Consider the following 24,461-nt stretch of genomic DNA (forward strand, 5'->3'; position numbering starts at 1 on the left):
GCAAACCGGCCAGTAAATATTTGCGTAGCGCTGTATAAAAGACAGGTATTTGCTCTGCATCATGGCCGCGCAGCCCCAAAGCACTCGCGGTAGATTTCGGATCAGAGCGGCTTTAAAACCACGAAAGTTGCATCCTGCGGCAGATCAGGGTGAACAAGCCTTTTCGTCGGGCCAAACCGCGCCACGCAATGCTCTAAAACCTGATCTGAATTTGCATAATAAATATGGCTCTGCGGCGAAATTCGCGCGCTCGGGGCCACTTGAAGATTGAAAATCATTGCCACCCGGGTGTGCGACCAACAGGCCTGTAAAGCATCGAACACATAGTTTTGCCAGAGCACGACATCGCGGGTAGCGGCCAAATTAAAAGGTCCGGACATGACGGAGAAGTCTTGTTCTTGACGCGGCGCGGGGCTGCATATGAAGCTCGCCCACCTTTGTTCAAATCTGCGCTTACAGGCCGTAATCAATTGATCTGAAATATCATAGCCAATATACGATGTAACAAAGCTAGCAGGCCGTTTGAGAAGATGATCAACCAAGGCGCCATAGCCGCAGCCAATATCCGCCAAGCTAAACCCCTCTGCCCCCGACAGCTTGTCAATTTCGCACAGAATGATTTCAAACCGAAGGGCTTGCCGCGCCTCTGTCGCCCAAAAGCTGCCTTGTGGCGTGGACCCAAATTGTTGAAAACGCTTCCAATAGATCTGACTGAGTGTGTTTTCAAAGGTTGAGTTCATACGCCGGGTGCTTTCTCCAGTGCCAGCATATCAGCCAAAGCGCCGAATGCCAGCCACCAAAAATCCAGCTTCACCCAGCGAAATCACGCGCTTAAGTCTCAAACTTAGCATAAGGATGCAGTAGCAATTAGCCCTAATTTTCCAGCGCCATGCCACCCAATCTGGCTTTATAAAACTTAGAAGGCTTCGCTGGTTAGCTTTTGATTTAAGGATATCGAAAAATCTTTGCCCGAGCGTTGGCAATCCGTATTTCCCATCCGAGCGGGTGTTTTTTTCTGCGCATCGCGGCTTTGTTTTGAAATGCGGCGCGTTTTAAGCGGTGCTGGTCGTGCAATAGCGGCTTGATAAGCCGCCCATTGAAAGGTGGAAGATGGATGAGTAACCTGCATTCTAACCCTCCGCTCGCTGATCGCTTCACAAATGAATACGGCGCATTTGGCAATTTGTTTAAGGAAGCGGCGCTGGTAAAAAGGGGCCTTTAAGCGCAAGGCTTGAAGACAATCGGCACAAGCTGCGCTGGCTGTACGAAGACAGCACTTATTGACTAACACCTAAAACAGCATCCATCCGTGATAATAAAATCAAATGTCAGCATAAGGGGCGCTGCGCCCGAGCACACTGGCCACTGCTAAAAATGCCCTAACGTAAAATTTCGCGTTTGCGATTTTAAAAAACTGATAACACCTCACCAAGGGGCTTTTTAACCTTGGCGGCAGCAGGGATTTCAGCGTTTTTTGCAGCATAGCCGACCGGTAAGATCATCATTGGTTTTTCATTCGCCGGGCGATTACAGAGCTGATTTAAAAAAGCCATTGGATTAGGAGTATGCTCCAAACAAACCAACCCACTTTGGTGCAGCGCTGAAATTAAAAACCCAATTGCGATACCAACGCTCTCAGTCACATAATAATGCTTAAAACGCGCGCCATCTTCGGTTAGCCCATAGCGCTGCGCGAACACAACAATCAGCGCAGGGGCCTCGGATAAATGAGCTTTTACAGAATGCGTGCCAATCGGTTCTAAGGCAGAAATCCAAGCATCTCCTGCCATTCCGGCATAGAATTTTTGTTCTTCTGCTTCGGCGGCCAAGCGGATTTTCATTTTCATGGCCGGGTTTTTGACAATCACGAAATGCCAAGGTTGTTGATTGGCACCAGAGGGCGCAGATGCGGCAACAGAAATCGCGTTAGACAGTAAAACGTCTGAGATAGGGGCGGTGTCAAAATGCCGTACAGAATGCCGCCGGCGCATCTGCGCTAAATATGTAGCCGACACCTCTTCGGCTTCTTGCGCCGTCAAAAGGCTTCGGTCTGGAAGCGGGATTGGGCGGTAGGTCATAATGTCATCTTTTTTGCAATTTCACCGCATCAGTGTTGCCGCGATATCAGTCTTTGCCAAGCCAAAAGCCCAGCCAGAACGCTTAAAAAGGCTATTCCTGCAGCGGATTTTCTGCCGTATCGGCCCTATCATTGTATTTTTCGCCCCATTTATACAATTCGACCAGAACCGGCACTAAATCTTGAGCTTTTTCTGTAGGTGTATAAATTTTTGACCGTCTATTCTCTAAATCCACAGAACAACAGAGCAGGCTTTCCTGTTGCAGGGTTTTCAACCGATTTGACAATATATTGGTCGAAATTTTTTCTGGAGAGGCGAGCAGGTCATTAAAATGCCGCTTTTTGCCAAAGATTACATCCCGCAACACGATTAAGGACCATTTATCCCCTAAAACGCCTAATGCTTGTGCAATTGGACAACAGTTTTTTCGCTTCATGGCCTTAACACGCTTGAAAACTTACGTTTTCGTAAAATTGTATGACAATGAGATTAAAAGCATTGCAGGTCGCTTTATAATCAGATAGCTTGCATTTTGCAAGTGGTTTAGATAATGCTTGCATCAATAGATATGACATTAAACCCTGCAGTGATCTTGCTTGCGATTTCAAAGGTATATTCAAAATGGCACCCCAAAAAACATCCTATGGAGAGTTCCTCCTAAACAATCGGCTTATCGTTCTGGTTGCCTTGTTGACCCTCACGCTTGCTGGCACTTTTGGGGCGAAAAACCTGTATTTTGACAATGATTACCGCAGTTTTTTTGGTGAAACCAATCCCCAATTGGAAGCCTTTGAAAAACTCCAACGCACCTATACAAAAATTGACAACGTTCAATTCGCGATTGATCCTCAATCGGGGAAAGCGAACTCTCCCAAAGTGTTGGCCGCCATTGAAGATCTGACGGATATGTCATGGCAAATTCCCTATTCCATTCGCGTTGACAGCCTTTCGAACTATCAGCACACCGAAGTCGAGGGCGATGATCTGATCGTGAGAGATTTGTATTTTGACGCCGCGAATATGAGCGCTGATGAACAGAAACTCGTTGATCAAATCAGCTCAACCGAGCCAACGCTGGCGGGTAAAATTCACGATGCACAGCATCGCAGCACATCCGTAAACGTTACGATCCAATTGCCCGGCAAAAACGCCGATGAAGTGGCAGAAGTTGCCGTTGTTGCGCGTGAAATAGTTGCCGAAATCGAAGCAAAGCATGATGTTAAAATCCGTACCGGGGGCATTATTTTCTTCAATAATGCGTTTCTAGAAGCCTCGATGAATGATATGGCCTCGCTGATCCCGGCGATGTATTTGGTCATTCTAGCGGTGTCTTACATATTGCTCCGCTCGCTCTATGCCACGGCAATGGTTTTGGTGATCATCGTCCCAAGTATTCTGGTTGCGATGGGTATTGGTGGCTGGATGGGGGTTGGATTAACGCCGCCCTCAGCAAGCGCGCCGACCATCATCACCACCTTGGCGGTGGCAGATTCGATCCACTTTTTGGTTACATTAATGAACCGAATGCGCGCCGGCCATAACCAACGCGATAGCATCATCTACAGTTTGAAAGTAAACGGAAAACCCATTTTCCTGACCAGTGTAACCACTGCTTTAGGGTTCCTGTCTCTTAACTTTTCAGACTCGCCCCCCTTCCACGATTTGGGAAATATCACAGCGGTTGGCGTGATTGCCGCTTGGATCTACGCGGTCACCTTGCTGCCAATTTTGATCAGTTTTGTTACATTAAAGCCCAAAGCCACGATCGAGAAGCTCGACGGTGTTATGGGCAAATTGGGCGTATTCATTGCCGCTCGCTATAAAACCGTGATGACGCTCAGCATCGCGGCGTCACTTGGATTATTAGCCTTGATCCCTTTGAATGAAATCAATGATGACTTCTTGAAATATTTCGATGAATCAATCCAGTTCCGAGAAGATTCGGAATGGATTGGACAGAATTTAACTGGCATCAATCAAATTCAGTTTGATCTAAGTTCCGGTGAACCAAACGGGATCAGCTCGCCCGATTTCATCAAGAAAATCGCAGCCTTTACCGATTGGGCGATGAATGAAGAACCCGTTACCCACGTGCAATCGATCTCTGACACGTTCAAACGTTTGAACCGTGATCTAAACGGCGGCGATCCGGCTTTTTACAAAATACCCGAAAGCCGCGAATTGGCAGCGCAATATTTGCTGCTATATGAACTGTCCCTGCCCTATGGGCTGGATTTGAACAACCAATTGGACATCAATAAATCGTCAACGCAGATTGTGATTACAATTGAAGATATGACCACGAATGAAGTCAGGGCCTGGTTGCAACGCGCTGAAGATTTCCTCGCCAATGATCTGGGCATCAACACCTATGCGGTCGGTCCCACGGTGATGTTTGCCTATATCGCCGAGCGCAATATCAAAAGCATGCTATCGGGTACTTTCTTTGCGGTATTGCTGATCAGCGGTGTGATTTTGATTGCGCTTAAAAACGTGCGCCTCGGCGTCATCAGCCTCGTGCCAAATCTCTTGCCAGCGGGCCTTGCATTCGGCCTTTGGGGCTTACTTGTCGGGCAGGTCAACATGGCTGTTGCCGTGGTTGCGGGAATGGCTTTGGGCGTTGTGGTCGATGATAGCGTGCATTTTTTAAGCAAATATCAAATTGCGCGGCGCGATGAAAAGCTTTCACCTAAAGACGCGGTTATCTTTGCGTTTACGGGGGTTGGAACCGCGCTTTTGGTTACGACCATCATTTTAGCGGCGGGCTTTTTTATTCTGGCGCAATCCAGCTTTGGTTTAAACAGCTATATGGCCAGTCTCACCGCCATCGCGTTGATCATGGCGCTGATCGCAGACTTGACTTTGCTGCCGGCGCTGTTGATTGCTTTAGATAAAGACACACCTTCAGAAGCTGCAGAGCACGCAGCCCATGATGGCCCAGAAACACCGGCAATGCAGCCAACATCTTAAGGAGAAAGAGATGAAATTTTTACCCCTGATTTTGATTGCAGGCCTAACAGGCCTTAGCCTTCCCTCAACCGCGGCCGCCTCTCCTGAAAAGGGATTGGAGATTGCCACAGAACTTGACAAACGTGACACGGGTTTCAAAGATTCAACCTCTACAATGGTTATGGTTCTATCTGACCAACATGGCCAATCCACCCAACGCGCGATCAGAAACCGAACTTTAGAAGGGTCCAGCGAGGGCGATTTATCGCTGGTTATATTTGACTCGCCCGGGGACGTGCGCGGAACCGCCTTTTTATCACATACAAAAAAGGCAGGCTCGGATGATCAATGGCTGTTTTTGCCTGCGTTAAAGCGGGTGAAACGCATTGCCTCATCGAACAAAGCTGGGCCTTTCATGGGCAGCGAATTTGCCTATGAGGATATTTCGAGCCAAGAAATCGAGAAATACACCTATAATTATCTGCGCGATGAAAAGGTAAATGGGCTCGATTGCTTTTTGGTGGAATATGATCCGGTTGACCGGAAAAGCGGCTATTCCCGCCAATTGGTATGGATCGATAAAAAAGAATACCGGCTGCAAAAGATCGAATTTTACGATCGGAAAAACAGCCTATTAAAAACACTCTCCTACGCAGATTATAATAAGTTTCTCGGAAAATATTGGCGGGCAGATACCCTGAGTATGGAAAATCATCAGACGGGCAAGAAAACCCAATTACAATTTTCGGACTGGGCCTTTCAAACCGGCATGACCGAAAAAGATTTTCAGAAAAACGCGCTTAAACGTATCAAATGAAGCCGCTTAGTTTATCTTGGCCCACAGCCATATTACTGACCTGTGGGCCCGCCGTCTCGGGTGAAGTCAACCTGACCATATCCCCCCAAGTCAGCTATTTCCCAAGCCATGCTGAAGGAACGATTGAATATGGTAAATCGGTTGAATTAAAGCTCGACGCGTATCATGATTTTGACGCCTATCGCGCAGAGCTTGAATTGATCGCGCGCGCAGATGCCGATGATAAGGGTCGTAGATTGGTTGAGGCGCGCCAAGCCTATCTGCGCCGGTCCTTTAGCAATTTTGATCTTTATATCGGGCAGCGCCAAACCTTTTGGGGCAAAGCAGAAAGCAGAAACGTTGTTGATGTTATCAACCAAAGCGACGCGGCTGCAAATCAGGGGAGCGAGGCAAAATTAGGCGCCCCATCGCTGTCGCTTGATGGCTATTTCGATTTCGGTGATCTGCAATTATGGTATATTTCGCGTTTTCGTGAGCGCACATTCAACGACGGCAACGGCCATCCAAGCAGTGGCTTAAATGTTACCACAAGCCTCTATGAACGCTCTGAAGGCAAAGAGGCAGATGATATTGCGGCGCGGTTTTCTACCTTTTCGGGCGATTGGGATTTTGCAGTTAGCGGTTTCCAAGGCACAGCCCGCGAGCCACTTATAACACCAACCCAAGACAGTAGCGCGCTGAACGCGACCTACATGTTGCAGGAAACAATCGGGTTTGAAGCGCAATTTACCGGCGATCCAACGCTTTTGAAATGGGAAAGCCTGCATGGAACACAATCGGGGGCAGGCTTCGACGCCGCGGTTGCCGGTTTGGAATATACGCTTTATGGCGCCTTCGGGCAGGTCTGGGATCTTGGACTTATCGCTGAGGGCCAATATGACACCCGTCCACAAGCAGCGGCCGAACGCTTTTACAGTGCAGGCTTACGCCTTGTTTTGAATGATGCCAAAGATACAAGCTTCTTGGCATTGATGTCACAGGACCAAAAGCAAGAGCAATCTTTGATTGCTTTTGAAGCATCGCGGCGGCTGAACGATTGGTCCAGTTTGGAACTGCGCAGCCAATTCTATGACGCCAAAAAAAGCGGTTTGGCTTTCTCGGGCATTGCCGATGATGATGTGATTTCCCTCACCATAAATATGTTTTTCTAAAACCGCAGGCTATGGGGCTGAACCACAGCGTTCTGAAATTTTGTTAACTTTGATCGCTGGCAGTCTTTTCGGAGAATGGAACTTTGGGCTAAGCTAAGGCGAACCCAGTAAGGAGGCAGCGCTATGCGCCATGCCAAAACCCTAGAAGCCCTGTCGCAGCTTTTGCCCGGCCGCCTTAGCACATCAAAGTCGGATCGCAACCTTCATGGCCGCTCAGAAAGTTATTTTGATCTCATGCCGCCGGACGCTGTGGCCTATGTGGAAACCACGCAAGAGGTTCAAAACCTGCTCAAGATTTGTTCGCAATTTGAATGCCCCGTGATTGGATGGGGCACCGGCACATCGCTCGAGGGGCATACCTCGGCTCCACGTGGTGGGATCAGCGTCGATTTTTCGCGGATGAACAAACTATTACAACTTAATGCTGAAGATATGGATGTTCTTGTGCAGCCCGGGCTCACCCGCGAAGCGCTGAATATCGAATTGCGGGCCAGCGGGCTGTTCTTCCCCGTTGACCCAGGGGCCAATGCCTCATTGGGCGGCATGGCCGCAACGCGCGCCAGCGGTACAACCACGGTGCGCTATGGTGGCATGCGGGAAAATGTAAAAGCATTAGAAGTTGTTCTTGCGGATGGCCAAGTGATACAGACGGGCAACCGGGCGCGTAAATCTTCTGCCGGCTACGATCTCACGTCGCTTTTGGTGGGATCCGAAGGCACGCTGGGGCTGATCACAAAGCTTACCTTGCAGCTGCATCCACAGCCAGAAGCCATAAGCGCCGGCATCGTAGCTTTTGACAGCATGCAGCAAGCGGTAAAGGCCGTGATCGCAACAATACAAATGGGCTTGCCCATGGCGCGTATAGAATTCGTTGATGGCGCAACCGCTCAAGCCTTTAACGAATATGCTGGCGCTGAAATGCGCATTCAACCACATCTGTTGTTTGAGCTGCATGGCAGCGATGCCAGCGTTGCTGAAAATGCCGAATTATTTTGTGATATCTGTCAAGAATATGGCGGTGCCGGGTTCCAATGGTCCGCGCTGCCCGAAGAAAGAACCGCGCTTTGGACGATGCGCCATAATGGCTATTACGCCGTTCTTGCAAGCCGCCCTGGCGCGCGTGCAATCGTAACTGATATTTGTGTGCCAATCTCTGCTCTGGCGCACGCGGTAGAAGAAACCCATGCAGATATTGCCCGAAGCGCGATCAGCGGGCCTATTTTAGGGCATATGGGGGATGGAAATTTCCACGCGATTCTGCTGATCGATCCTGACAATGCATCCGAATACAGAGCTGCAATGCAGATTTCCGACCGTATGGCCGAACGCGCACTGGCCTTGGGCGGCACCTGTACCGGCGAGCATGGGATTGGCATGGGCAAGCTGAAATTTATGGAGCAAGAGCATGGTCTAGCCTGGGAGGTTATGCGCGGCTTGAAACGCCAAATGGATCCCTTGAACATCTTAAATCCAGGTAAATTGTTAAGGCAGAATTAAGGCGCCGGATCGCAGTACAGATCAACGCCCTGCGATCAGAGTCTGAGCCGCCACACGCGCGGCATCCGTAACCTGCGTTCCTGAAATCATACGCGCAATCTCATCCACGCGCTCTTCGCGATCAAGCTGTTTGATCCGCGAGACAGTATGGCTATCTGTTTGATGTTTGCTGACTTGGAATTGTGCATCACCTAATGCGGCAACCTGTGCAGAATGCGTGACCACCAGCACTTGCCCGGATTGCGCCAGCTCTGCCAAACGTCGGCCCACCGCATCGGCAGTGGCCCCCCCGACCCCGCGGTCAATCTCATCAAAAATCAAAGTTGCGTGCGAATTACCCGCATTGAGGCACACTTTCAGCGCCAATAAAAATCGGCTTAATTCACCACCAGAGGCAATTTTCCCCAAAGGCCCCGCCGGCGCGCCTGGATTGGTGGCCACGCAAAAATCGATTTGATCAATCCCCTCAGGGCCTGCGGCGGCCGCGGTCAGTCTGGTTTCAAACACTGCCCGCTCCATTTTCAGCGGTGCCAATTCTAAGGCCATCGCTTGATCCAGCTTTTCGGCGGCAGCGCTGCGCGCAAGCTGCAACTCTGCTGCCTGCGCAGCATAGACGTTTTCAGCTTCGGCTTGCGCTGCCCGCAGGGCGTTCAAATTGTCTGCGCCGGCGTCCAAACGCAGCAAACGCGCTTCTAAATCGCCGGCTAAGTCAGCCAATGCATCGGCATGGACATCATGCTTACGCGCCAAGCCGCGCATCGCAAACAAGCGCTCTTCAAGCGTTTCAAGCTCATGTGGGTTAAACCCGATTGCGTCTAAACAGGCTTCAACCTCATTCAGCGTATCTTGCAAGTCATTCATCACGCGCGACAAACTGTCGAGCGGCGCGTCTAATTCATCGTTTAACTGTGCAGCAGCCTCTTGCAGCCAGCGCTGGGCATCATCCAGCAAAGCTTCGGCGCCCTCGCGCCCCAGTGCGTGATGGGCTTTAGACACATCTGCGCGCACCCGCGTCGAGGCCTGCATCAACCGCCGCTTCGCATCCAACGCATCCGCCTCGCCAGGTTTTGGATCCAGCGCGCTTAATTCAGCCACCGCATGGCGCAGAAACTCTTCTTCGCGGCGCAACTCTGTGACCGCTTCGCTTTCCAGTTCAACCGCTTTGCGAGCGCGCTCTTTTTCGCCCCAAGCTTTGGCGACCGCCGTTTTCAAAGCGCCATATTGGCCATATTCGTCTAATAAATTGCGGTGCCCTTTGGCGTTTAACAAGCCCCGATCATCATGCTGGCCATGTAGTTCAACCAAATGCTCGGACAGTTTGCGCAGCAATTCACCTGACACCCGGCGGTCATTGATCCAGGCAGTTTTACGCCCCTCTCGCCCGTTGATACGCCGCAATATCAACTCTTGCGAAACAGGCAATCCATGCTGCTCGAGTAAATCCAAAACCGGGTGGTCATCGGGCAAATCAAACCACGCGCTTACTTCGCCTTGCTCGGCCCCTTGGCGCACCAAATCAGATGGTCCGCGCCAGCCAAGTACGAAGCCCAAACTATCAAGCAAAATAGACTTTCCCGCCCCGGTTTCTCCAGTCAGCACGTTCAAGCCAGCCCTCAACGAAAGCTCAAGATGATCAATAATCAAAATATCGCGAATATCTAATCCTTTGAGCATCGCCTTAGCCCGTCTGCTTCATCACAGCCATTCGCCTTTTACAACTTGTCGGTAGACTTTGCTCAGCCATCCCGTACCCGATACTTTTGGAGAATAGCCCTTCGATTTAAGCAGCGCGAAACTGGCGCGATACCATTCGCTTGACTGATAATTATGCCCTAAAATCGCCGCCGCAGATTGGGCCTCATCCACCAAACCAAGCGAGAGATAGGCCTCCACCAATCGATGCAAAGCCTCGGGGGTTTGCGATGTGGTTTGAAAATCTTCAACGACCACTCTAAACCTATTCACCGCCGCGCCATAATGCCCAGATTTCAAATAATAGCGCCCAACTTCCATTTCCTTGGCGGCCAAATGGCTAAACGCCAGATCAAATTTCAATTTTGAGGGTTCAGCATAATCGCTTTCGGGATATTGCTCAATCACAACGCGGAACGCTTCAAGCGCCTGCAATGTCAGCCCCTGATCGCGGCCAATATCCGAAATTTGATCGTAATAGCTTAACGCCAAAAGATATTGCGCATAAGCGGCATCTTCATCTGCTGGGAAAAAATCGACATATCGCTGGGCTGCGGCGCGGCTTTCATCATATTTCTTGCCTTGATGATAAACGAATGCTTGCATGATCAAGCCGCGTTTGGCCCATTCAGAATAGGGATAGAGCCGCTCTATTTCACTGAAATATTGCGCGCCTTGATCATAGCGTTTCTTGTTCAGCTCTATTTCAGCCTTCTTAAAAATCTCTTCAGGGCTGAAATTTTCAAGATTTTCAGGCTCTTGGCTTTTAAAAGCATCCTCACATCCGGCCAATAAAAAAACGCCCAACAGCGCTGCGGCGATCCCGTGGCGAAACCCATATGCCTTCATTCGCGAACATCCCTTTTGTACAAATCACAAAGCCGCATCCTACTTGGCCTCATGGCGTTGTTGTAACATAAAAACAAGGGGATCAAAAAGAGCGATCTTTAAGACGCTGCGCGATATTCTTCTAAACAAGCCCCGATACCGGGCAATATTTGCAACACATCATCGCTGCAAGACACGCGTTCAAAACTTCCAGGCGTGGCGAACAAAACGCATAAGAGGTTATTGGTGATCGCATGCCCGGCACGATGCCCGATATAATGCCCAATGATCGGAGCACCGCTTAAGGTTAAATCACCCAAAGCATCAAGCATTTTATGCCGCACGGCTTCATCGGCGTGCCGTAAACCACCGGGGCTTAGCACTTTTGCGCCGTCAACCACCACGGCATTTTCCAAACTGCCGCCCCGCGCCAACCCATTCGCGCGCATCGTCTCAACATCCACGCTGCGGCAAAAGGTACGGCTGTCGCATAACTCGCGCACAAAAGAACCGTTTGACATATTAATCGATTTGCTTTGCACGCCGATCGCAGCGTCTTTAAAATCGATATGAAAGCTCATCTTGGGAACATCACTGGGAACCAAACGCGCCCAACCCTGATCGGTTTTAAATTCAATGTCTTTCAAAATCCGGATCGCCTCGACAGGCTGATCCAATTGCGTCAGCGGGTCTGCCAATATCTGGCGCACAAACGGAACCGCGCTGCCATCAAGAATGGGCACTTCAGGGCCGTTAATTTCAATCCGTGCGTTATGCACACCGCAGCCCGCCAGCGCCGAGAGCAGATGCTCTACGGTTGAAACAGATATACCCGCTTCATTCACCAGCTTTGTGCATAATGGAGATTGCTCAACCCTGTCCCAGCGGGCCGGAATAGCGCAATCCCCAATTTCTACATCGCTGCGGAAAAAACAGAGGCCGAAATTCGCGGGGGCCGGGCAAAGTTTAAGCTCGACCTCCTCACCGGAATGCAACCCAATGCCGCGAAAGACCAGAACCTTAGAAACAGTGGTTTGCAATTTAACCCCAAAACTCTTTTATGATTTGCAACGCTTCTACCTTAAATGGGCCAACAATCACAATTCAAACTTTGTTACGCACTGAAACATGGTCGCTCAAAACCAGCACGAATTTGCCCAATTATTTATTGCGCGAGCGCATCCCCATCAAAAGAGGGGATGCAATGCTTGACATATCGATGGATTTAGTTCGCCTGACGGCGCAAAAAGGCGGGCACTTCGATCCGCTCTTGTTCTAAAGGCGGCTCTGCCGCTTCTGCTGTTGGAGCGCGCGAAACGGGTGTTTCTTGCGGCGCTGCAGGGGCTGTGGCCACGCTCGAACGATCACTTTCTGCACCCGACATGCGGTTGATAAGAGATCCAATTCCAAACCGCGGACGCTCGGAAGCCGCAGGTTCTTCTTCAACCTGACTTTGAGGTTGCGCCGAGGCGGGGGTGGTTTTCACCGCAGCCCGAAGGCGCGCCATCGCTTCATCGGTTGGCACACCGGCCGCAGAGACGCGCACCGCCGTATCTTCGCCCAATTGAAGCGGCGCGGCCGGTTGCCCTTGATAGGCAGGAGGCGGCAGGCTGTCATCCTGTCCCCCCAATCTCTCGTCATGCGGCGCAAGCGCCTCATCCACATCATGTGCGCTTCCGGCATCCGCGAATAAATCCGCCTCGGGCGCAGCAGGCACCGTCAGCTCTGGCTCGCGCTCTTGCGCCAAAGTAAGCTCGGCAGCCTGCTCAGCAGCGACCAAGGGCTCAGCCATTCTCCGGCGTGGTTGGGGAATTTCATTGCTGCTTTCGCTCACGTCAATGCCAGTGGCAACGACTGAAACCCGCATTTTACCCGCCATCTCCGTGTCCAACGTTGAACCGACGATGATATTGGCATCCGCATCCACTTCCTCGCGCACCCGATTGGCCGCCTCATCCAACTCAAACAAGGTTAAATCTTGGCCACCGGTGATGTTGATCAAAACGCCGCGTGCGCCGTTCAGACTGATTTCATCGAGCAGTGGATTGGCAATTGCTTTTTCAGCCGCCTGAATAGCGCGGTCTTCGCCCTCCGCTTCGCCTGTGCCCATCATCGCCTTGCCCATTTCATCCATTACGGCGCGGACATCGGCAAAGTCCAAATTGATCAAGCCGGGGCGCACCATCAGATCGGTGACGCCTTTGACGCCCTGATACAAGACGTCATCCGCCATGCTGAACGCATCTGTAAAGGTGGTTTTTTCATTCGCCAGACGGAATAAATTCTGGTTCGGGATGATGATCAGCGTATCAACCATCTTTTGCAGTGCCTCGACGCCCTCTTCAGCCTGACGCATCCGCTTGGCACCTTCGAACTGAAACGGCTTGGTAACAACCCCAACTGTAAGCACCCCAAGTTCGCGCGCGGCTTGCGCGATGATCGGTGCCGCGCCCGTGCCCGTTCCGCCCCCCATTCCGGCCGTGATAAAACACATATGCGATCCCGCCAAATTATCGACGATTTGTTCGATGCTTTCTTCGGCAGCGGCAGATCCAACCGACGCCCGTGCGCCCGCGCCCAAACCCTCGGTCACTTTCACACCCAACTGGATACGCGTGCTTGATTGGCTTTGCTGCAGCGCCTGTGCATCGGTGTTCGCAACGACAAATTCAACGCCATCCAGCTCTTTGCTGATCATGTTATTCACCGCATTACCGCCAGCGCCACCAACGCCAAAAACGGTAATTCTGGGTTTTAGTTCATCATATTGGGGCACTGAAAGTTTCAATGTCATGGTTAATCCGCCTGTGATTTGTCCCATTTTGGGAACATTTTTAATTATTACGTGAATGGTAGCTAAATAAATTCAAAAGGTCACGCAAAATTACGATCTACCCGCTAAATATGGGCGATTTTGTGCCCATAACACCCGATCTAGGCGCCAGCCTTCCGCTAAGCTCTACCAATTATCTTTAAACCAGCGCATTGCTCGTTTCAAAGAGCGAGTCGGATAGCGCGCGGTTGTCATCTCAAAATCCCACCATTCATCTTGCGGATGGGCGGCAAAAAGACTTAATCCGACCAAACCGGCGCAATTGGCGCCCGCGTATGCTGGCGGCAATCCGTGGATGCGCAACGGTCTGCCCAAGCGCACTTGTTGGCCCAACAACCGGCTGGCTAAATCATCTATACCCGGGATCTGGCTGCCACCGCCCGTCAGCACGATTTGCTGCGCGGGCAGATGATCAAACCCGGCAGCATCCAAGCAGGCTCTTATATCTTCAAAAATTTCTTCCATTCTTGGCCGTATAATACCGATCAACTCGGCGCGGCTGACCATCCGTCGATCCCGTTCCCAATCGCCGGTATCGCCGCCCATTTCGATCATATCCCGGTCATCCATACCGGTGGCAATCAGCCCTCCATGCATGGTTTTAATCCGCTCTGCCAGCGCCATAGGAACTTGCAAGCCCATCGAGATATCCCGCGTAATATGGTCACCGCCTAGCCTGACCGTATCGGCGTAAATCATGTGCTTTTTCATAAAAATCGATACGCTTGACGTCCCGCCGCCGATATCAATACAGGCCCCGCCAAGCTCTTGCTCATCTTCGACCAAAGACGAAACCCCAGACACATAAGCAGAAGAAGCGACGCCCGCCAATTCAAGGTCGCAGCGCTTCACGCAATAGGCCAAATCATGAATGGCTTTTTCAGAAACGGTCAGCATATGCATATCCGCGCCCAACACGTTGCCAATTTGATCGCGCGGATCTGACAGGCCGCTGCGTTGATCCAAAACGAAATTCACCGGCTGCGCGTGCAAAACCTCGCGCCCCTCTCCAAATTCAGGGATATCACACGCTGCTAAAACGCGGGCCACATCTTGATCTTGAACGATTTGACTTTCCACGTTGACCTCGCCCGTCACGCCATAAGACCGCGGGGCGCCGCCTGAAAAGCAGGCAATCACGTGATCCACATGCAACCGCGCCATTTTCTGCGCGGATTGTAAAACAGTGCGAATGGCGCGCTCGGCTTGCGGCATCGATATAATCTCGCCAAATTCCACACCGCGAGACTGGGTGGTTGCCGCGCCCACCACGCGAAACTCGGATTGCCCCGCCAACGAGCCGACCCCATCAAAGCCCTCAGAGGCCCCGCTGCCTTCAAAGCGCAGGATAAAACATCCAATTTTCGCAGTGCCCATATCCAAAACAGCGATCACTCCACGCTGCAATGCTGCTTTGCGCATCGCCCGCATAGCACGTTGAGATTCATACAGCCCTGCCATCTTTAGTCTCCAGTCTTCATCTGTATCACGTCCTGAGATCCCAAAAGCGCCTCTTCTCCAAGGCGCAAGGTCATTCGGCTTTCAAGGCGCATATCCACCACTTCAATATCGCGGGCCAAAAGATCTTGCGCCTGATCCAAGCCAATGATGCGCTCTAAGGCTTGCACAGGATCGCGTTCGGGCAACATCAAGCGTTGATCGCGATCCAAGGCAACATCCCAGCGTCTCTGCCCCACGTAAACCATACCCCGCAACCGCTCGGCTAAGGGGCGCGCCGCAGCGTAAAGTGCCAAGGCTTGGGCCACATGTTGATCCGCCCCGGCGCCCGCGATCAAATTCAGCTGCGGGTAATCCAGCCGCGAAGACGCAGTGCGAACATAGGCGCCAGTTTCATCCAGCAATTCAAGCGCCTCGCGGCGGCGCCAAATAATAGCCGGACGCCGCTCTTCTATCTCGATCTGGACCATCTCGCCCCAGTGTACATTCACCCGTGCTTCTTTTACAGGATCGAGGCCCAAGATCGTTTCGCGCATCTGCGCAGAGTCCAAATCAAAAGAACTGATCGGAAAATCAATATTCAAAACCTCGCGAATATCTTGCGCCACATCATCGCTGGCGCCGCTGATCGACATTAAATCAATCATGAATTCGGGTCGCTCGACAAACAGCGTAGCCGCCTGATTGTAAATCAAACGCACCGCATCCCGGCGCTGCTGATCGCCAAAATAAACCCCAAGCGCGGCCAGCATTAGACCGACGGGCAGCCCGTAAATCACTGCAAATCTTAAGACCGGCCGCAGCATAATCCTGTGCAGACGATAGGCCAGCCGCGAGGGTGCAGGATCCTCTTGCCGCTTCGGCCTGCCAATCAGCGATCGCATCCAGCATCCTCCACGATACGCCGACACAGCGCCCCAAAGCCAATGCCAACGCTGGCAGCTTGTTCGGGGCTTAGCGAGGTGGGGGTCATGCCCGGTTGCGTATTTGTTTCGAGCAAGATCAACCCTTCTAGCCCTTTCGTTTCATCCCAGCGAAAATCGGTTCGGCTCAAACCGCGGCACCCCAACGCTTGATGCGCGCGAAGCGCATACTCCAAACAGGCAGCAGTGATCTCAGCCGGCACATCCGCTGGCACCACATGGCGGGACCCCCCCGGATGATATTTGGCGGCATAATCATACCATTTTTCGGTGATAATATCCGTGACAGCCAAGGCTTGATCATCTAGCACGGTGGTGGTTAATTCACGCCCCGGCACGAACCGCTCTATCATAACTAGATCGGGCAAGTCATCGCCAAGATCCGGCAAAACGTTAGCCCCGTCTTGAACGAAATATATCCCAACAGACGAGCCTTCATTATTGGGCTTGATCACGTAAGGAGCGGGCAGCAAAAACTGGCTGGCGGCATCTGATTTTGCTACGATTTTACTGTCGACCACGGGCAGCCCCGCCTCAACAAACGCTTTTTTTGAGCGCTGCTTATCCATTCCCAAAGCAGAGGCCAAAACACCCGAATGCGTGTAGGGGATTTTCAACCATTCAAGAAGGCCTTGAACCGCGCCATCCTCACCCCAGCGACCATGCAGCGCATTGAACGCAACATCGGGGCGCAGATCCTCAAGCCGCTGGGCAAGATCTGCGCCAGCGTCCAGCTCAATTACCTCAAATCCTTCGCCCCGCAAAGCGGCAGCGCATTCGCGCCCGCTGACAAGAGAGACTTCGCGCTCGGCGGAAAGCCCCCCCATTAACATTGCCACTTTTTGGGTTGCCCTGCTCGACATACCCGCTTCGCCTTTACCCGGCCCTGTGAGCCGATTTGTTCGCGCCTGTTTTCAGGCGTCATTCCGGTTGATGATCACCAACCCGCATAATCTCCCACTCTAGCTGTATTCCGCTGGATTGGAAAACCTTTTTTCGCACCATTTCGCCCAAATCTTCTAAATCTTTGGCACTGGCATCTCCGGTATTGATCATAAAATTTGCGTGCTGCGGGCTGATTTGCGCGCCGCCGATGCGCGCGCCGCGCAAGCCCGCCTCATCAATCACTTTCCATGCCTTTAAGCTGTGATCATCATCAGGCTGCCCCGTGCTGGAGAACCCGGCCGGATTGCGAAACGTGCTGCCCGCGCTGCGCAGCTTTGTCGGTTGCGATTGATCCCGCCTGAGCAGCTGATCTTGCATGCGCGCGGCCAAATCCTTTGGATGACCTGCCTTGGCGCGAAACGTGGCGGCCGTAATAACGCAACCCGCGGGAAGATCGCTAGCGCGATACCGCAAATTAAGATCTTTAGCGGGTAAGGTTTTGGACGCACCAGAGCGCAACACCACCTCAACGGTTTCCAAAACATCGGCCACATAGGTGCCATAACAGCCCGCATTCATTTTCACAGCGCCGCCAACCGCACCGGGTATGGTGCGCAAGAACGTCAGATCTAGCCCAGCTTGTGCCGCCTGTTTGGCAAGATGCGCATCCAGAACGGCCGCGCCAACCCTGATTTGATTGCCCGAAATTTCAATGTGATTAAACGCGCGCCCCAACCGTATGACAACAGCGCGCACCCCACCATCACGCACAATCACATTGCTTCCAACCCCCATCGGAAAAACATCAATATGGCTGCATAAATCTTTGATAAAATGCGATAAATCTTCTTTGCTTTCTGGAAGAAAAAAGTAATCGGCGGGGCCACCAACGCGCATCCAAGTTAAATCGGCCAAAGGACGATTGGCCGTCAACTGGCCTTTGGGGGCGGGCATATTCACCATTGCAGGCTCCTTGCAATTTCTTCGCATCATCCGTGATATCCGCGCATGGATGGTTTGTTCTGCAGCGGCAAAGCAATAAAGGTCAAGCTCAAACGCGCTTATTGGGCGCCGCGCGCCTTCTAAGATGAACGCAAACGCGGCAAGTCACCCCTGTGAGCGCTCTTCGAGCATTAGCCAGTCTTCTTCAGCCTCAGAAAGGGCGTTTTGACGCTCGAGCAATGCTTGCGTTGCCTTTTCAAACTTTAACGGCGCAGCCGAGTACAGATCAGGCTCTGATAGATACGTTTCAAGCTTTACAATCTCGGCCTCAAGGCGGGCGATCAAGTCTGGAAGACTTTTTAAGCGGTGTTTCTCGGTAAACGATAAAGAATTTTCATGATTTTTATCAACGTCTTGCGCTGTATCTTTCATCTTTCTTTTTTCAGCGATCTCGAGAGGCTCGGTTTGCGGCTTGCGCTGTGATTGATAATCCGACCAGCCCCCTGCATAAAGCGTTGCCTGGCCATCCCCTTCCAGCGCAACCGTCATATTGACCGTGCGATCCAAAAAATCGCGATCGTGACTGACCAGCAAGACGGTCCCGTCATAATCCGCCAAGAGCTCCTGCAGCAAATCCAACGTTTCCACGTCCAAATCATTGGTCGGTTCATCCAACACCAAAAGATTGCTTTGCCGCGCCATGATTTTGGCCAAGAGCAAGCGGGCTTTTTCGCCCCCAGAAAGCGATTTCACGGGCGCGCGCGCGCGCTTCATCAAATAAAAACTCTTTGAGATATCCCACCACATGTTTGGGTTGACCGCGTACCAGAATTTGGTCGGCTTTTCCTGAGACGCGCATCTCTGGATCGCCGGTCAGACTGTCCCAAAGACTCATCTCAGGGTCTAACTGCGCGCGGGTTTGATCAAACACAGAGACCAGCAGATTGGTTCCCAAGACGACGCTGCCTTTATCGGCGGGTAATTCACCCAATAAAATTTTCAGAAGCGTTGTTTTTCCCACCCCATTAGGGCCAACAAAAGCAACACGATCACCCCGTTGAATTTTGATGGAAAAATCTTTGAACAGCTCTTGATCCCCGAAACGCTTGCCGATTGCTTCTGCTTCGATCACTTTGCGGCCCGATTTGCGCCCCGCCTCCAGTGCCATCGCCGCGCGATCCTGCCGTTTGATCATTGACGATCGCTCGCTGCGCAAATCTTGTAGGGCGCGCACCCTGCCCTGGTTGCGCTTACGCCGCGCGCTGATGCCCTCAACAGCCCAGCGCGCTTCCGATTTAATCTTCCGATCCAATTTATGGCGCTGGATGTCTTCTTCTTCCCACAATTTATCGCGCCAGGCCTCAAACCCAGAAAAGCCAACTTCATTGCGGCGCACCGCGCCACGGTCAATCCATAGGATTGCCCGCGTCAGACGCTCGAGAAACCGCCGGTCATGGCTGATCAGAACAAACGCCGCGCGGGTGCTGCGCAGCTCTTCTTCAAGCCATGAGATCGCCTCAATATCCAAATGGTTGGTCGGTTCATCGAGCAGCATCAATTCGGGCGCTTCTGCCATCAGCTTGGCCAGCGCTGCGCGTCGACGCTCGCCACCTGACGCCGTCGCTACCGGGCGGTCCGGTTGAAACTTAAGCCCCTCTGCGGCGCGCTCCACGCGATAATAATCACCCGGCTCCAAACCGCTCATCGCAAAATCGCCCAAAGTGTCAAACCCAGTCATTTGCGGATCTTGTTCCATATAGCCCACCGAGCTTGCCGGCGCCAAAACACGGTTGCCTCGATCGGCATCGACCAGACCGCTCATCACTTTCATCAAGGTCGATTTTCCAGATCCATTGCGCCCCACAAGCGCCACACGGTCGCCCGGTTGAACGATCAGATCCATCCCGTCAAAAATCGGATTGCCCCCAAAGGTCAGGGAAATATCTTTTAACTGCAAAAGCGGAGTACGTGCCATAGCCCGCCAGCTATGCGGCTTACTCTAAAAGGTCAAGAGAGCGCCCGCAAAAGCCGTTTGCGCGCTGGCGGGATTCGGCCGACCTCAACCCCGGTAAATACATGGAGCGTGTTCATATGTTTATCTACAACAGCATGATCGCTGACCCAACCGCCCATTAACAAATAGCTGCGCAGCAAAGGCGGCATATGACGCATCGCCAACCGAACATCAGGCTTTCGCCGCAAGCGCGCCGCAAATTCAAACACATTGGGCGCCTTCACCCGCGGCAACCACCGCTTTGGCGCCAGATGCTTGTCGCGCAGCATCGCAAACGCATCCAGATAGGCTTTCGTGTCAGTACCGCGAAACGACGTGCATCCAAACAGAAAATCTACCTTTTGCGTATCAACAAACTGGGTTAACGCACCCCAAGCCACCCGCAGGATATCGGGGTCTTGATTTTGCGGATGGATGCAAAAACGCCCCATTTCAACCAGTTTTCCGTCAAAGCTTTGCAAAGCTGATAGCTCATAAAACTGCGCAGAATAGCTTTTTTCGATATCGCTGCCGCCATTTAGATGGAGCAGCCTGAAACAACATACAAGCGCACCTGTTGCAACCTCTTCGATCAGCATATGCGCGCAAATATCATCGAACCGGTCTTGATCAAGACCAGTTTCAGATCGCAAATTAAACGCCAAACACCGCAACGCTTGTGCAGAGTGAACATCTTGAAGGTTTTCAGCAAGTCTGGCGGCATATTTAGCTTTTTTCAACATGATAGCCCAGCCACATGCCTGACAAATCGTGGATCATTCGCGCGCGCGCAGCACAGCAAAAACCGCTCGGTCTCTGCCACAGTGCTGGCCTTTTCCTTGCAATCGGGTTTATTCGTTGATGACCGAAGCGGCATCCGGGGATCCTATCGATAAAAGGATACGGCTGAACATCCCCTTCTCTTCCCTTGGAGGAAGCGTGACGCGCGGTTGCAACGCCACGATTTGACCATCCGACAAGCTGAATCGTTGGATGTTTTTCACCACATCATTTTTGTCAAAGCTGACCACCAAAATATTCCGTTCAATTTCTTCAGCGCCCCGTAAGCCTTTATTTTGCAATCGACTGCGCACATAAAAATATGCGTCTTGTTCGATCAAACCTTCTGTGGTGGGCAGCCCCAATTGCTCTTCTACGCTGGCGCGCGTATCGACGCCGACCAAAACATCGGCCACTTGATCGGGTGCCGGCATGTAACCGTGATTGCGGATTTGTCCGGCGCAGGCGCTCAACGTCACCAAAACCAGTGCGGATATGATCTGAAACCCTGCCCTACGCATCGAATGATATCTCGCCTCTTGTTTCGCTGTGATTTGATCTTTATGCCCAAACCCTAGCGCAAGTAAATGTTTCTCTAAAGGATGTTGTTATAAACATGCCCGAATTCACTACACCAGACGCAATAATCCGCCGAAGCGAGCTGAATGGTCAAAAACCGCAGGCTTTCGATCTACGCCCGAATGAAACGGATTGCGCGCTCATGGCTGCGACCTTATCGGTTAAAGGCCTCAAAAAACTACGGCTAACGGGCACGCTCAGCGCAACCGGAGCGCTTGAATGGGTGCTTCAGGGCGCTCTAGGGGCAACCATACAGCAGGAATGTGTCGTGACGCTTGCCCCTGTGGTGACCCGTATCGATACAAAAGTTTTGCGCCATTTTGTTCCACAAGATCAACTTATACCCTTGGAAGAGAGCGAAGAGGCCGAACTGATCTCGAATCCTGACGATTCGCTTGAGCCGCTGCCAGAAAGCTTTGAGCTGATGGAGATATTGCAAGAAGCCTTGGCTTTAGAGGTTCCGGAATACCCACGCGCTGCGGGCGCTGAATTAGGCAGCGTGAAAGCTGCCCCTGCCGGCACAACAGCCTTTCCAGAAGACCCTCCTAAACCTTTCGCGGGGCTGGCTGCCCTGCGTGCGAAAATGGACAAAGAGCAATAATTATGGATATCCAAGCCGGATAAACTGCGAATTAGCCGGGTTTTTTGTCGATAGTTGCAAAAAGAAGGTTGTAACGCACCCACAATTAGATGTATGCGCGGCGGATAATTTTACACTAACGCGGGACTGGGTTCCGAGCAAACGAGGTTCAGGCATGGCCGTCCAACAGAATAAAGTATCCAAATCGCGCCGGAACAATCGTCGCGCCCATGACGCCCTTTCTGCGGCCAATCCAAATGAGTGCCCAAATTGCGGCGAACTCAAGCGGCCGCATCACGTCTGCGCATCATGCGGGCATTACGCAGAGCGTGAAGTCATTGCTCTGGTAGATGAGATCGATCTGGACGAAGACGCGGCCTAAACGGCCGAAGGCGGGCGCAAATGACCACTTCGATTGAAAATACGAAGGGGGCGGCCGACAAAATTGTACTCAGCATTGATGCGATGGGGGGCGATCGAGGCCCTGCCGCGGTTGTGGCAGGCGTTGCCCGAGCCGCAAAACAGAATGCGCATCTGCATTTCATCATTCACGGCAAGAAATCGGTGCTGGACCTGCAAGTAGCCAAGCGCCGGGCTCTGTGGGGCCGCGTTGACATACGCGACACCAGCGATGTTGTCTCAATGGATGATAAACCTAGCCAGGTATTAAGGTCGGGAAAAAATACCTCGATGTGGTCTGCCATCGATTCGGTGCGCAACGGCGAAGCAGAGGTCTGCGTTTCCTGTGGCAATACCGGTGCGTTAATGGCGCTCAGCGTGATCCGTTTGCGCAAGTTGCCAGGCGTGAACCGCCCCGCGATCGCGATCCTATGGCCGTCCAACAACCCGCAAGGATTTAACGTTATGCTGGATGTTGGCGCCGATATCCGGGCCGATGCTCGGGATCTTTTGCAATACGCGCTTATGGGCGCCTCTTACGCCCGCACCGGTTTGGCTCTCGCGCGCCCGCGCGTTGGCCTTTTAAACGTTGGTACCGAAGATAATAAAGGCCGCCCAGAGCTGCGCGAAGCGCATGCGCTGATCAGCCGAAATGCCGAGGATCACGATTTTAGCTTCGTGGGTTTTGTCGAAGGCGGTGATATTCCTGGCATCAAAGCGGATGTGATTATAACCGACGGGTTCACCGGCAATGTCGCCTTAAAAACCGGCGAAGGCACGGCCAGCCTGATCGGTTTACTGCTGCGCGAGGCGTTTAAGTTTTCGCCCCTATCTCGGTTGGCCCAAATATTGGCCATCACCTCACTGCAACGGCTGCGAAAACGCATTGATCCAAGACAGGTAAATGGCGGCGTGTTTCTTGGTCTGAACGGTACGGTTGTAAAATCGCATGGATCCGCAGATGCGCTGGGGATATCTGCCGCTGTGAAACTGGCTGTAGATCTCGCGCAATCGCAGTTTTCTCAAAATCTGGCCGCGCGGCTTGCATCTGTTGACACAATACCCCACGATGTCCCAACCACAGAGCAAGAAACGGAATAAGAATGACAGTAAGAGCCGTTGTGCGGGGCGTTGGCCATTACCTGCCCGAAAGAGTGGTGCCGAACTCAGAATTTGAAGCGCAATTGGACACCAGCGACGCCTGGATACAAGCGCGCTCTGGGATCAAACAGCGGCATTTCGTGGCAGATGGACAAACCACATCTGATATGGCGATTGCAGCCGCCAAAGCCGCCCTTAAAGACAGCGATTTGCAAAGCAATGATATCGACGCGGTAATCGTGGCAACTTCAACCGCAGACCTTACCTTTCCTTCCGTGGCAACCATGGTGCAAGCAGGTCTCGGAATGAAAACCGGCTTTGCCTATGATGTGCAGGCGGTATGCGCCGGATTTATCTATGCATTGGCAAATGCCAATGCGCAAATCATCGCCGGGCAGGCCAAACGCATCTTGGTGATTGGCGCCGAAAGTTTCAGCAAATTAATGGATTGGACGGATCGCGGCACATGCGTCTTATTTGGCGATGGCGCAGGCGCGTTGGTTCTTGAGGCCGAAGACGGCAGGGGCGATAAAGGCGATCGCGGAGTGCTTGCTGTTGATTTGAACTCTGATGGCGCTTACCGCGATATTCTGTACGTTGATGGCGGTGTTTCGCATCAAACGACCGGACATTTGAGAATGCATGGCAAAGAAGTGTTCCGACACGCTGTGGAAAAGCTGGCCCAAACCGCCGAAGCGGCCATGAAAAAAGCCCAGCTTATTGCCGATGAGATCGACTGGGTTGTTCCACATCAGGCCAACATTCGCATTATCCAAGGGACTGCTAAGAAAATGGGGATCGACCCCGAGCGCGTTGTGACAACCGTTCAAGACCATGGCAATACTTCTGCAGCATCGATTCCCCTGGCGCTCTCGGTTGCCAAAGAACGCGGTCAAATCAAAAAGAATGATGTGATCGTCACCGAAGCCATCGGAGGTGGACTGGCTTGGGGTGCGGTCGCCTTAAGGTGGTAGAG

General features: G+C 52.1%; 24 protein-coding genes. 8 read left to right on the plus strand and 16 right to left on the minus strand.

What is annotated here, in order from left to right; translation table 11 throughout:
• Positions 1–101: 101 nt before the first annotated feature.
• The 4 genes from UM181_17095 to UM181_17110 form a co-directional block, all read right to left on the minus strand.
• Positions 102–740, minus strand: a complete 639-nt coding sequence (locus UM181_17095) for a class I SAM-dependent methyltransferase (protein WQC62991.1) — start codon at positions 738–740, stop codon at positions 102–104.
• A gap of 176 nt (positions 741–916) precedes the next feature.
• A complete protein-coding gene (locus UM181_17100; GenBank protein WQC62992.1) occupies positions 917–1,129 on the minus strand; it encodes a hypothetical protein in 213 nt (70 codons plus the stop codon).
• 277 nt (positions 1,130–1,406) lie between these two features.
• Entirely contained in the window at positions 1,407–2,078 is a 672-nt protein-coding gene (locus UM181_17105; protein ID WQC62993.1) for a nitroreductase family protein, read from the minus strand.
• A gap of 91 nt (positions 2,079–2,169) precedes the next feature.
• Positions 2,170–2,514 carry a helix-turn-helix domain-containing protein gene (locus UM181_17110; GenBank protein WQC62994.1) on the minus strand — a complete coding sequence of 115 codons (345 nt, stop codon included), beginning with the start codon at positions 2,512–2,514 and terminating at the stop codon, positions 2,170–2,172.
• Positions 2,515–2,699: 185 nt separating this feature from the next.
• Here UM181_17110 and UM181_17115 point away from each other — a divergent pair, with 185 nt between their 5' ends.
• The 4 genes from UM181_17115 (at position 2,700) to UM181_17130 (ending at position 8,492) form a co-directional block, all read left to right on the plus strand.
• Positions 2,700–5,048: an MMPL family transporter gene (locus UM181_17115; GenBank protein WQC62995.1), complete on the plus strand. Its 2,349-nt coding sequence runs from the start codon at positions 2,700–2,702 to the stop codon at positions 5,046–5,048.
• Positions 5,049–5,058: 10 nt separating this feature from the next.
• Complete coding sequence (locus tag UM181_17120) at positions 5,059–5,844, plus strand: outer membrane lipoprotein-sorting protein (GenBank protein ID WQC62996.1); 786 nt, start codon at positions 5,059–5,061, stop codon at positions 5,842–5,844.
• The gene (locus UM181_17125) at positions 5,841–6,995 is read left to right on the plus strand and encodes a hypothetical protein (GenBank protein WQC62997.1); all 1,155 of its coding nucleotides are present in this window, start codon (positions 5,841–5,843) and stop codon (positions 6,993–6,995) included. Before UM181_17120 ends, UM181_17125 begins: the two co-directional genes overlap by 4 nt.
• A gap of 123 nt (positions 6,996–7,118) precedes the next feature.
• Positions 7,119–8,492 carry an FAD-linked oxidase C-terminal domain-containing protein gene (locus UM181_17130; GenBank protein WQC62998.1) on the plus strand — a complete coding sequence of 458 codons (1,374 nt, stop codon included), beginning with the start codon at positions 7,119–7,121 and terminating at the stop codon, positions 8,490–8,492.
• A gap of 21 nt (positions 8,493–8,513) precedes the next feature.
• Here UM181_17130 and recN read toward each other — a convergent pair whose 3' ends face one another.
• The 12 genes from recN to bamE form a co-directional block, all read right to left on the minus strand.
• Positions 8,514–10,166 (minus strand): DNA repair protein RecN, encoded by a 1,653-nt coding sequence (gene recN / locus UM181_17135; GenBank protein ID WQC62999.1) that lies wholly within the window; start codon positions 10,164–10,166, stop codon positions 8,514–8,516.
• A 21-nt stretch (positions 10,167–10,187) separates the two neighbouring features.
• Positions 10,188–11,033 carry an outer membrane protein assembly factor BamD gene (locus UM181_17140; protein ID WQC63000.1) on the minus strand — a complete coding sequence of 282 codons (846 nt, stop codon included), beginning with the start codon at positions 11,031–11,033 and terminating at the stop codon, positions 10,188–10,190.
• A gap of 98 nt (positions 11,034–11,131) precedes the next feature.
• Positions 11,132–12,052 (minus strand): UDP-3-O-acyl-N-acetylglucosamine deacetylase, encoded by a 921-nt coding sequence (gene lpxC / locus UM181_17145; protein ID WQC63001.1) that lies wholly within the window; start codon positions 12,050–12,052, stop codon positions 11,132–11,134.
• Positions 12,053–12,237: 185 nt separating this feature from the next.
• Positions 12,238–13,806: a cell division protein FtsZ gene (gene ftsZ, locus UM181_17150; protein ID WQC64792.1), complete on the minus strand. Its 1,569-nt coding sequence runs from the start codon at positions 13,804–13,806 to the stop codon at positions 12,238–12,240.
• 165 nt (positions 13,807–13,971) lie between these two features.
• Positions 13,972–15,306 carry a cell division protein FtsA gene (gene ftsA, locus UM181_17155; GenBank protein ID WQC63002.1) on the minus strand — a complete coding sequence of 445 codons (1,335 nt, stop codon included), beginning with the start codon at positions 15,304–15,306 and terminating at the stop codon, positions 13,972–13,974.
• 2 nt (positions 15,307–15,308) lie between these two features.
• Positions 15,309–16,187: a cell division protein FtsQ/DivIB gene (locus UM181_17160; protein WQC63003.1), complete on the minus strand. Its 879-nt coding sequence runs from the start codon at positions 16,185–16,187 to the stop codon at positions 15,309–15,311.
• Positions 16,175–17,089, minus strand: coding sequence for a D-alanine--D-alanine ligase (locus UM181_17165; protein ID WQC63004.1), 915 nt, complete (start codon positions 17,087–17,089; stop codon positions 16,175–16,177). Before UM181_17165 ends, UM181_17160 begins: the two co-directional genes overlap by 13 nt.
• A 58-nt stretch (positions 17,090–17,147) precedes the next feature.
• Positions 17,148–18,074 (minus strand): UDP-N-acetylmuramate dehydrogenase, encoded by a 927-nt coding sequence (murB, locus tag UM181_17170; GenBank protein ID WQC63005.1) that lies wholly within the window; start codon positions 18,072–18,074, stop codon positions 17,148–17,150.
• Between the two features lie 144 nt (positions 18,075–18,218).
• Positions 18,219–18,755, minus strand: coding sequence for a hypothetical protein (locus tag UM181_17175; GenBank protein WQC63006.1), 537 nt, complete (start codon positions 18,753–18,755; stop codon positions 18,219–18,221).
• Entirely contained in the window at positions 18,721–20,028 is a 1,308-nt protein-coding gene (locus UM181_17180) for an ABC-F family ATP-binding cassette domain-containing protein (protein WQC63007.1), read from the minus strand. The genes UM181_17175 and UM181_17180 overlap by 35 nt, the downstream gene beginning before the upstream one ends.
• A 32-nt stretch (positions 20,029–20,060) precedes the next feature.
• Positions 20,061–20,789 (minus strand): GNAT family N-acyltransferase, encoded by a 729-nt coding sequence (locus UM181_17185; protein ID WQC63008.1) that lies wholly within the window; start codon positions 20,787–20,789, stop codon positions 20,061–20,063.
• A 108-nt stretch (positions 20,790–20,897) separates the two neighbouring features.
• A complete protein-coding gene (gene bamE, locus UM181_17190) occupies positions 20,898–21,347 on the minus strand; it encodes an outer membrane protein assembly factor BamE (GenBank protein ID WQC63009.1) in 450 nt (149 codons plus the stop codon).
• Positions 21,348–21,442: 95 nt separating this feature from the next.
• On the opposite strand from bamE, the gene UM181_17195 reads away from it, so the two are divergent.
• The 4 genes from UM181_17195 to UM181_17210 all read left to right on the plus strand — a co-directional run bounded on the left by UM181_17195 (position 21,443) and on the right by UM181_17210 (position 24,459).
• Positions 21,443–22,006, plus strand: a complete 564-nt coding sequence (locus UM181_17195; protein ID WQC63010.1) for a DUF177 domain-containing protein — start codon at positions 21,443–21,445, stop codon at positions 22,004–22,006.
• A gap of 154 nt (positions 22,007–22,160) precedes the next feature.
• Positions 22,161–22,367, plus strand: coding sequence for a 50S ribosomal protein L32 (rpmF, locus tag UM181_17200; protein WQC63011.1), 207 nt, complete (start codon positions 22,161–22,163; stop codon positions 22,365–22,367).
• Positions 22,368–22,387: 20 nt separating this feature from the next.
• Positions 22,388–23,485 (plus strand): phosphate acyltransferase PlsX, encoded by a 1,098-nt coding sequence (gene plsX / locus UM181_17205; GenBank protein WQC63012.1) that lies wholly within the window; start codon positions 22,388–22,390, stop codon positions 23,483–23,485.
• Positions 23,486–23,487: 2 nt separating this feature from the next.
• Entirely contained in the window at positions 23,488–24,459 is a 972-nt protein-coding gene (locus tag UM181_17210; protein WQC63013.1) for a beta-ketoacyl-ACP synthase III, read from the plus strand.
• Positions 24,460–24,461: the final 2 nt, after the last annotated feature.

The organism is Alphaproteobacteria bacterium US3C007 (assembly GCA_034423775.1).
Classification (GTDB): domain Bacteria; phylum Pseudomonadota; class Alphaproteobacteria; order Rhodobacterales; family Rhodobacteraceae; genus Thalassovivens; species Thalassovivens spotae.

Coding starts and splice junctions, on each gene's coding strand:
- UM181_17095 (WQC62991.1), bottom strand. CDS start 740: ATGAACTCAACCTTTGAAAACACACTCAGTCAGATCTATTGGAAGCGT.
- UM181_17100 (WQC62992.1), bottom strand. CDS start 1,129: ATGCAGGTTACTCATCCATCTTCCACCTTTCAATGGGCGGCTTATCAA.
- UM181_17105 (WQC62993.1), bottom strand. CDS start 2,078: ATGACCTACCGCCCAATCCCGCTTCCAGACCGAAGCCTTTTGACGGCG.
- UM181_17110 (WQC62994.1), bottom strand. CDS start 2,514: ATGAAGCGAAAAAACTGTTGTCCAATTGCACAAGCATTAGGCGTTTTA.
- UM181_17115 (WQC62995.1), top strand. CDS start 2,700: ATGGCACCCCAAAAAACATCCTATGGAGAGTTCCTCCTAAACAATCGG.
- UM181_17120 (WQC62996.1), top strand. CDS start 5,059: ATGAAATTTTTACCCCTGATTTTGATTGCAGGCCTAACAGGCCTTAGC.
- UM181_17125 (WQC62997.1), top strand. CDS start 5,841: ATGAAGCCGCTTAGTTTATCTTGGCCCACAGCCATATTACTGACCTGT.
- UM181_17130 (WQC62998.1), top strand. CDS start 7,119: ATGCGCCATGCCAAAACCCTAGAAGCCCTGTCGCAGCTTTTGCCCGGC.
- recN (WQC62999.1), bottom strand. CDS start 10,166: ATGCTCAAAGGATTAGATATTCGCGATATTTTGATTATTGATCATCTT.
- UM181_17140 (WQC63000.1), bottom strand. CDS start 11,033: ATGAAGGCATATGGGTTTCGCCACGGGATCGCCGCAGCGCTGTTGGGC.
- ftsZ (WQC64792.1), bottom strand. CDS start 13,806: ATGACATTGAAACTTTCAGTGCCCCAATATGATGAACTAAAACCCAGA.
- ftsA (WQC63002.1), bottom strand. CDS start 15,306: ATGGCAGGGCTGTATGAATCTCAACGTGCTATGCGGGCGATGCGCAAA.
- UM181_17160 (WQC63003.1), bottom strand. CDS start 16,187: ATGCGATCGCTGATTGGCAGGCCGAAGCGGCAAGAGGATCCTGCACCC.
- UM181_17165 (WQC63004.1), bottom strand. CDS start 17,089: ATGTCGAGCAGGGCAACCCAAAAAGTGGCAATGTTAATGGGGGGGCTT.
- murB (WQC63005.1), bottom strand. CDS start 18,074: ATGGTGAATATGCCCGCCCCCAAAGGCCAGTTGACGGCCAATCGTCCT.
- UM181_17175 (WQC63006.1), bottom strand. CDS start 18,755: ATGGCGCGGCAAAGCAATCTTTTGGTGTTGGATGAACCGACCAATGAT.
- UM181_17180 (WQC63007.1), bottom strand. CDS start 20,028: ATGGCACGTACTCCGCTTTTGCAGTTAAAAGATATTTCCCTGACCTTT.
- UM181_17185 (WQC63008.1), bottom strand. CDS start 20,789: ATGTTGAAAAAAGCTAAATATGCCGCCAGACTTGCTGAAAACCTTCAA.
- bamE (WQC63009.1), bottom strand. CDS start 21,347: ATGCGTAGGGCAGGGTTTCAGATCATATCCGCACTGGTTTTGGTGACG.
- UM181_17195 (WQC63010.1), top strand. CDS start 21,443: ATGCCCGAATTCACTACACCAGACGCAATAATCCGCCGAAGCGAGCTG.
- rpmF (WQC63011.1), top strand. CDS start 22,161: ATGGCCGTCCAACAGAATAAAGTATCCAAATCGCGCCGGAACAATCGT.
- plsX (WQC63012.1), top strand. CDS start 22,388: ATGACCACTTCGATTGAAAATACGAAGGGGGCGGCCGACAAAATTGTA.
- UM181_17210 (WQC63013.1), top strand. CDS start 23,488: ATGACAGTAAGAGCCGTTGTGCGGGGCGTTGGCCATTACCTGCCCGAA.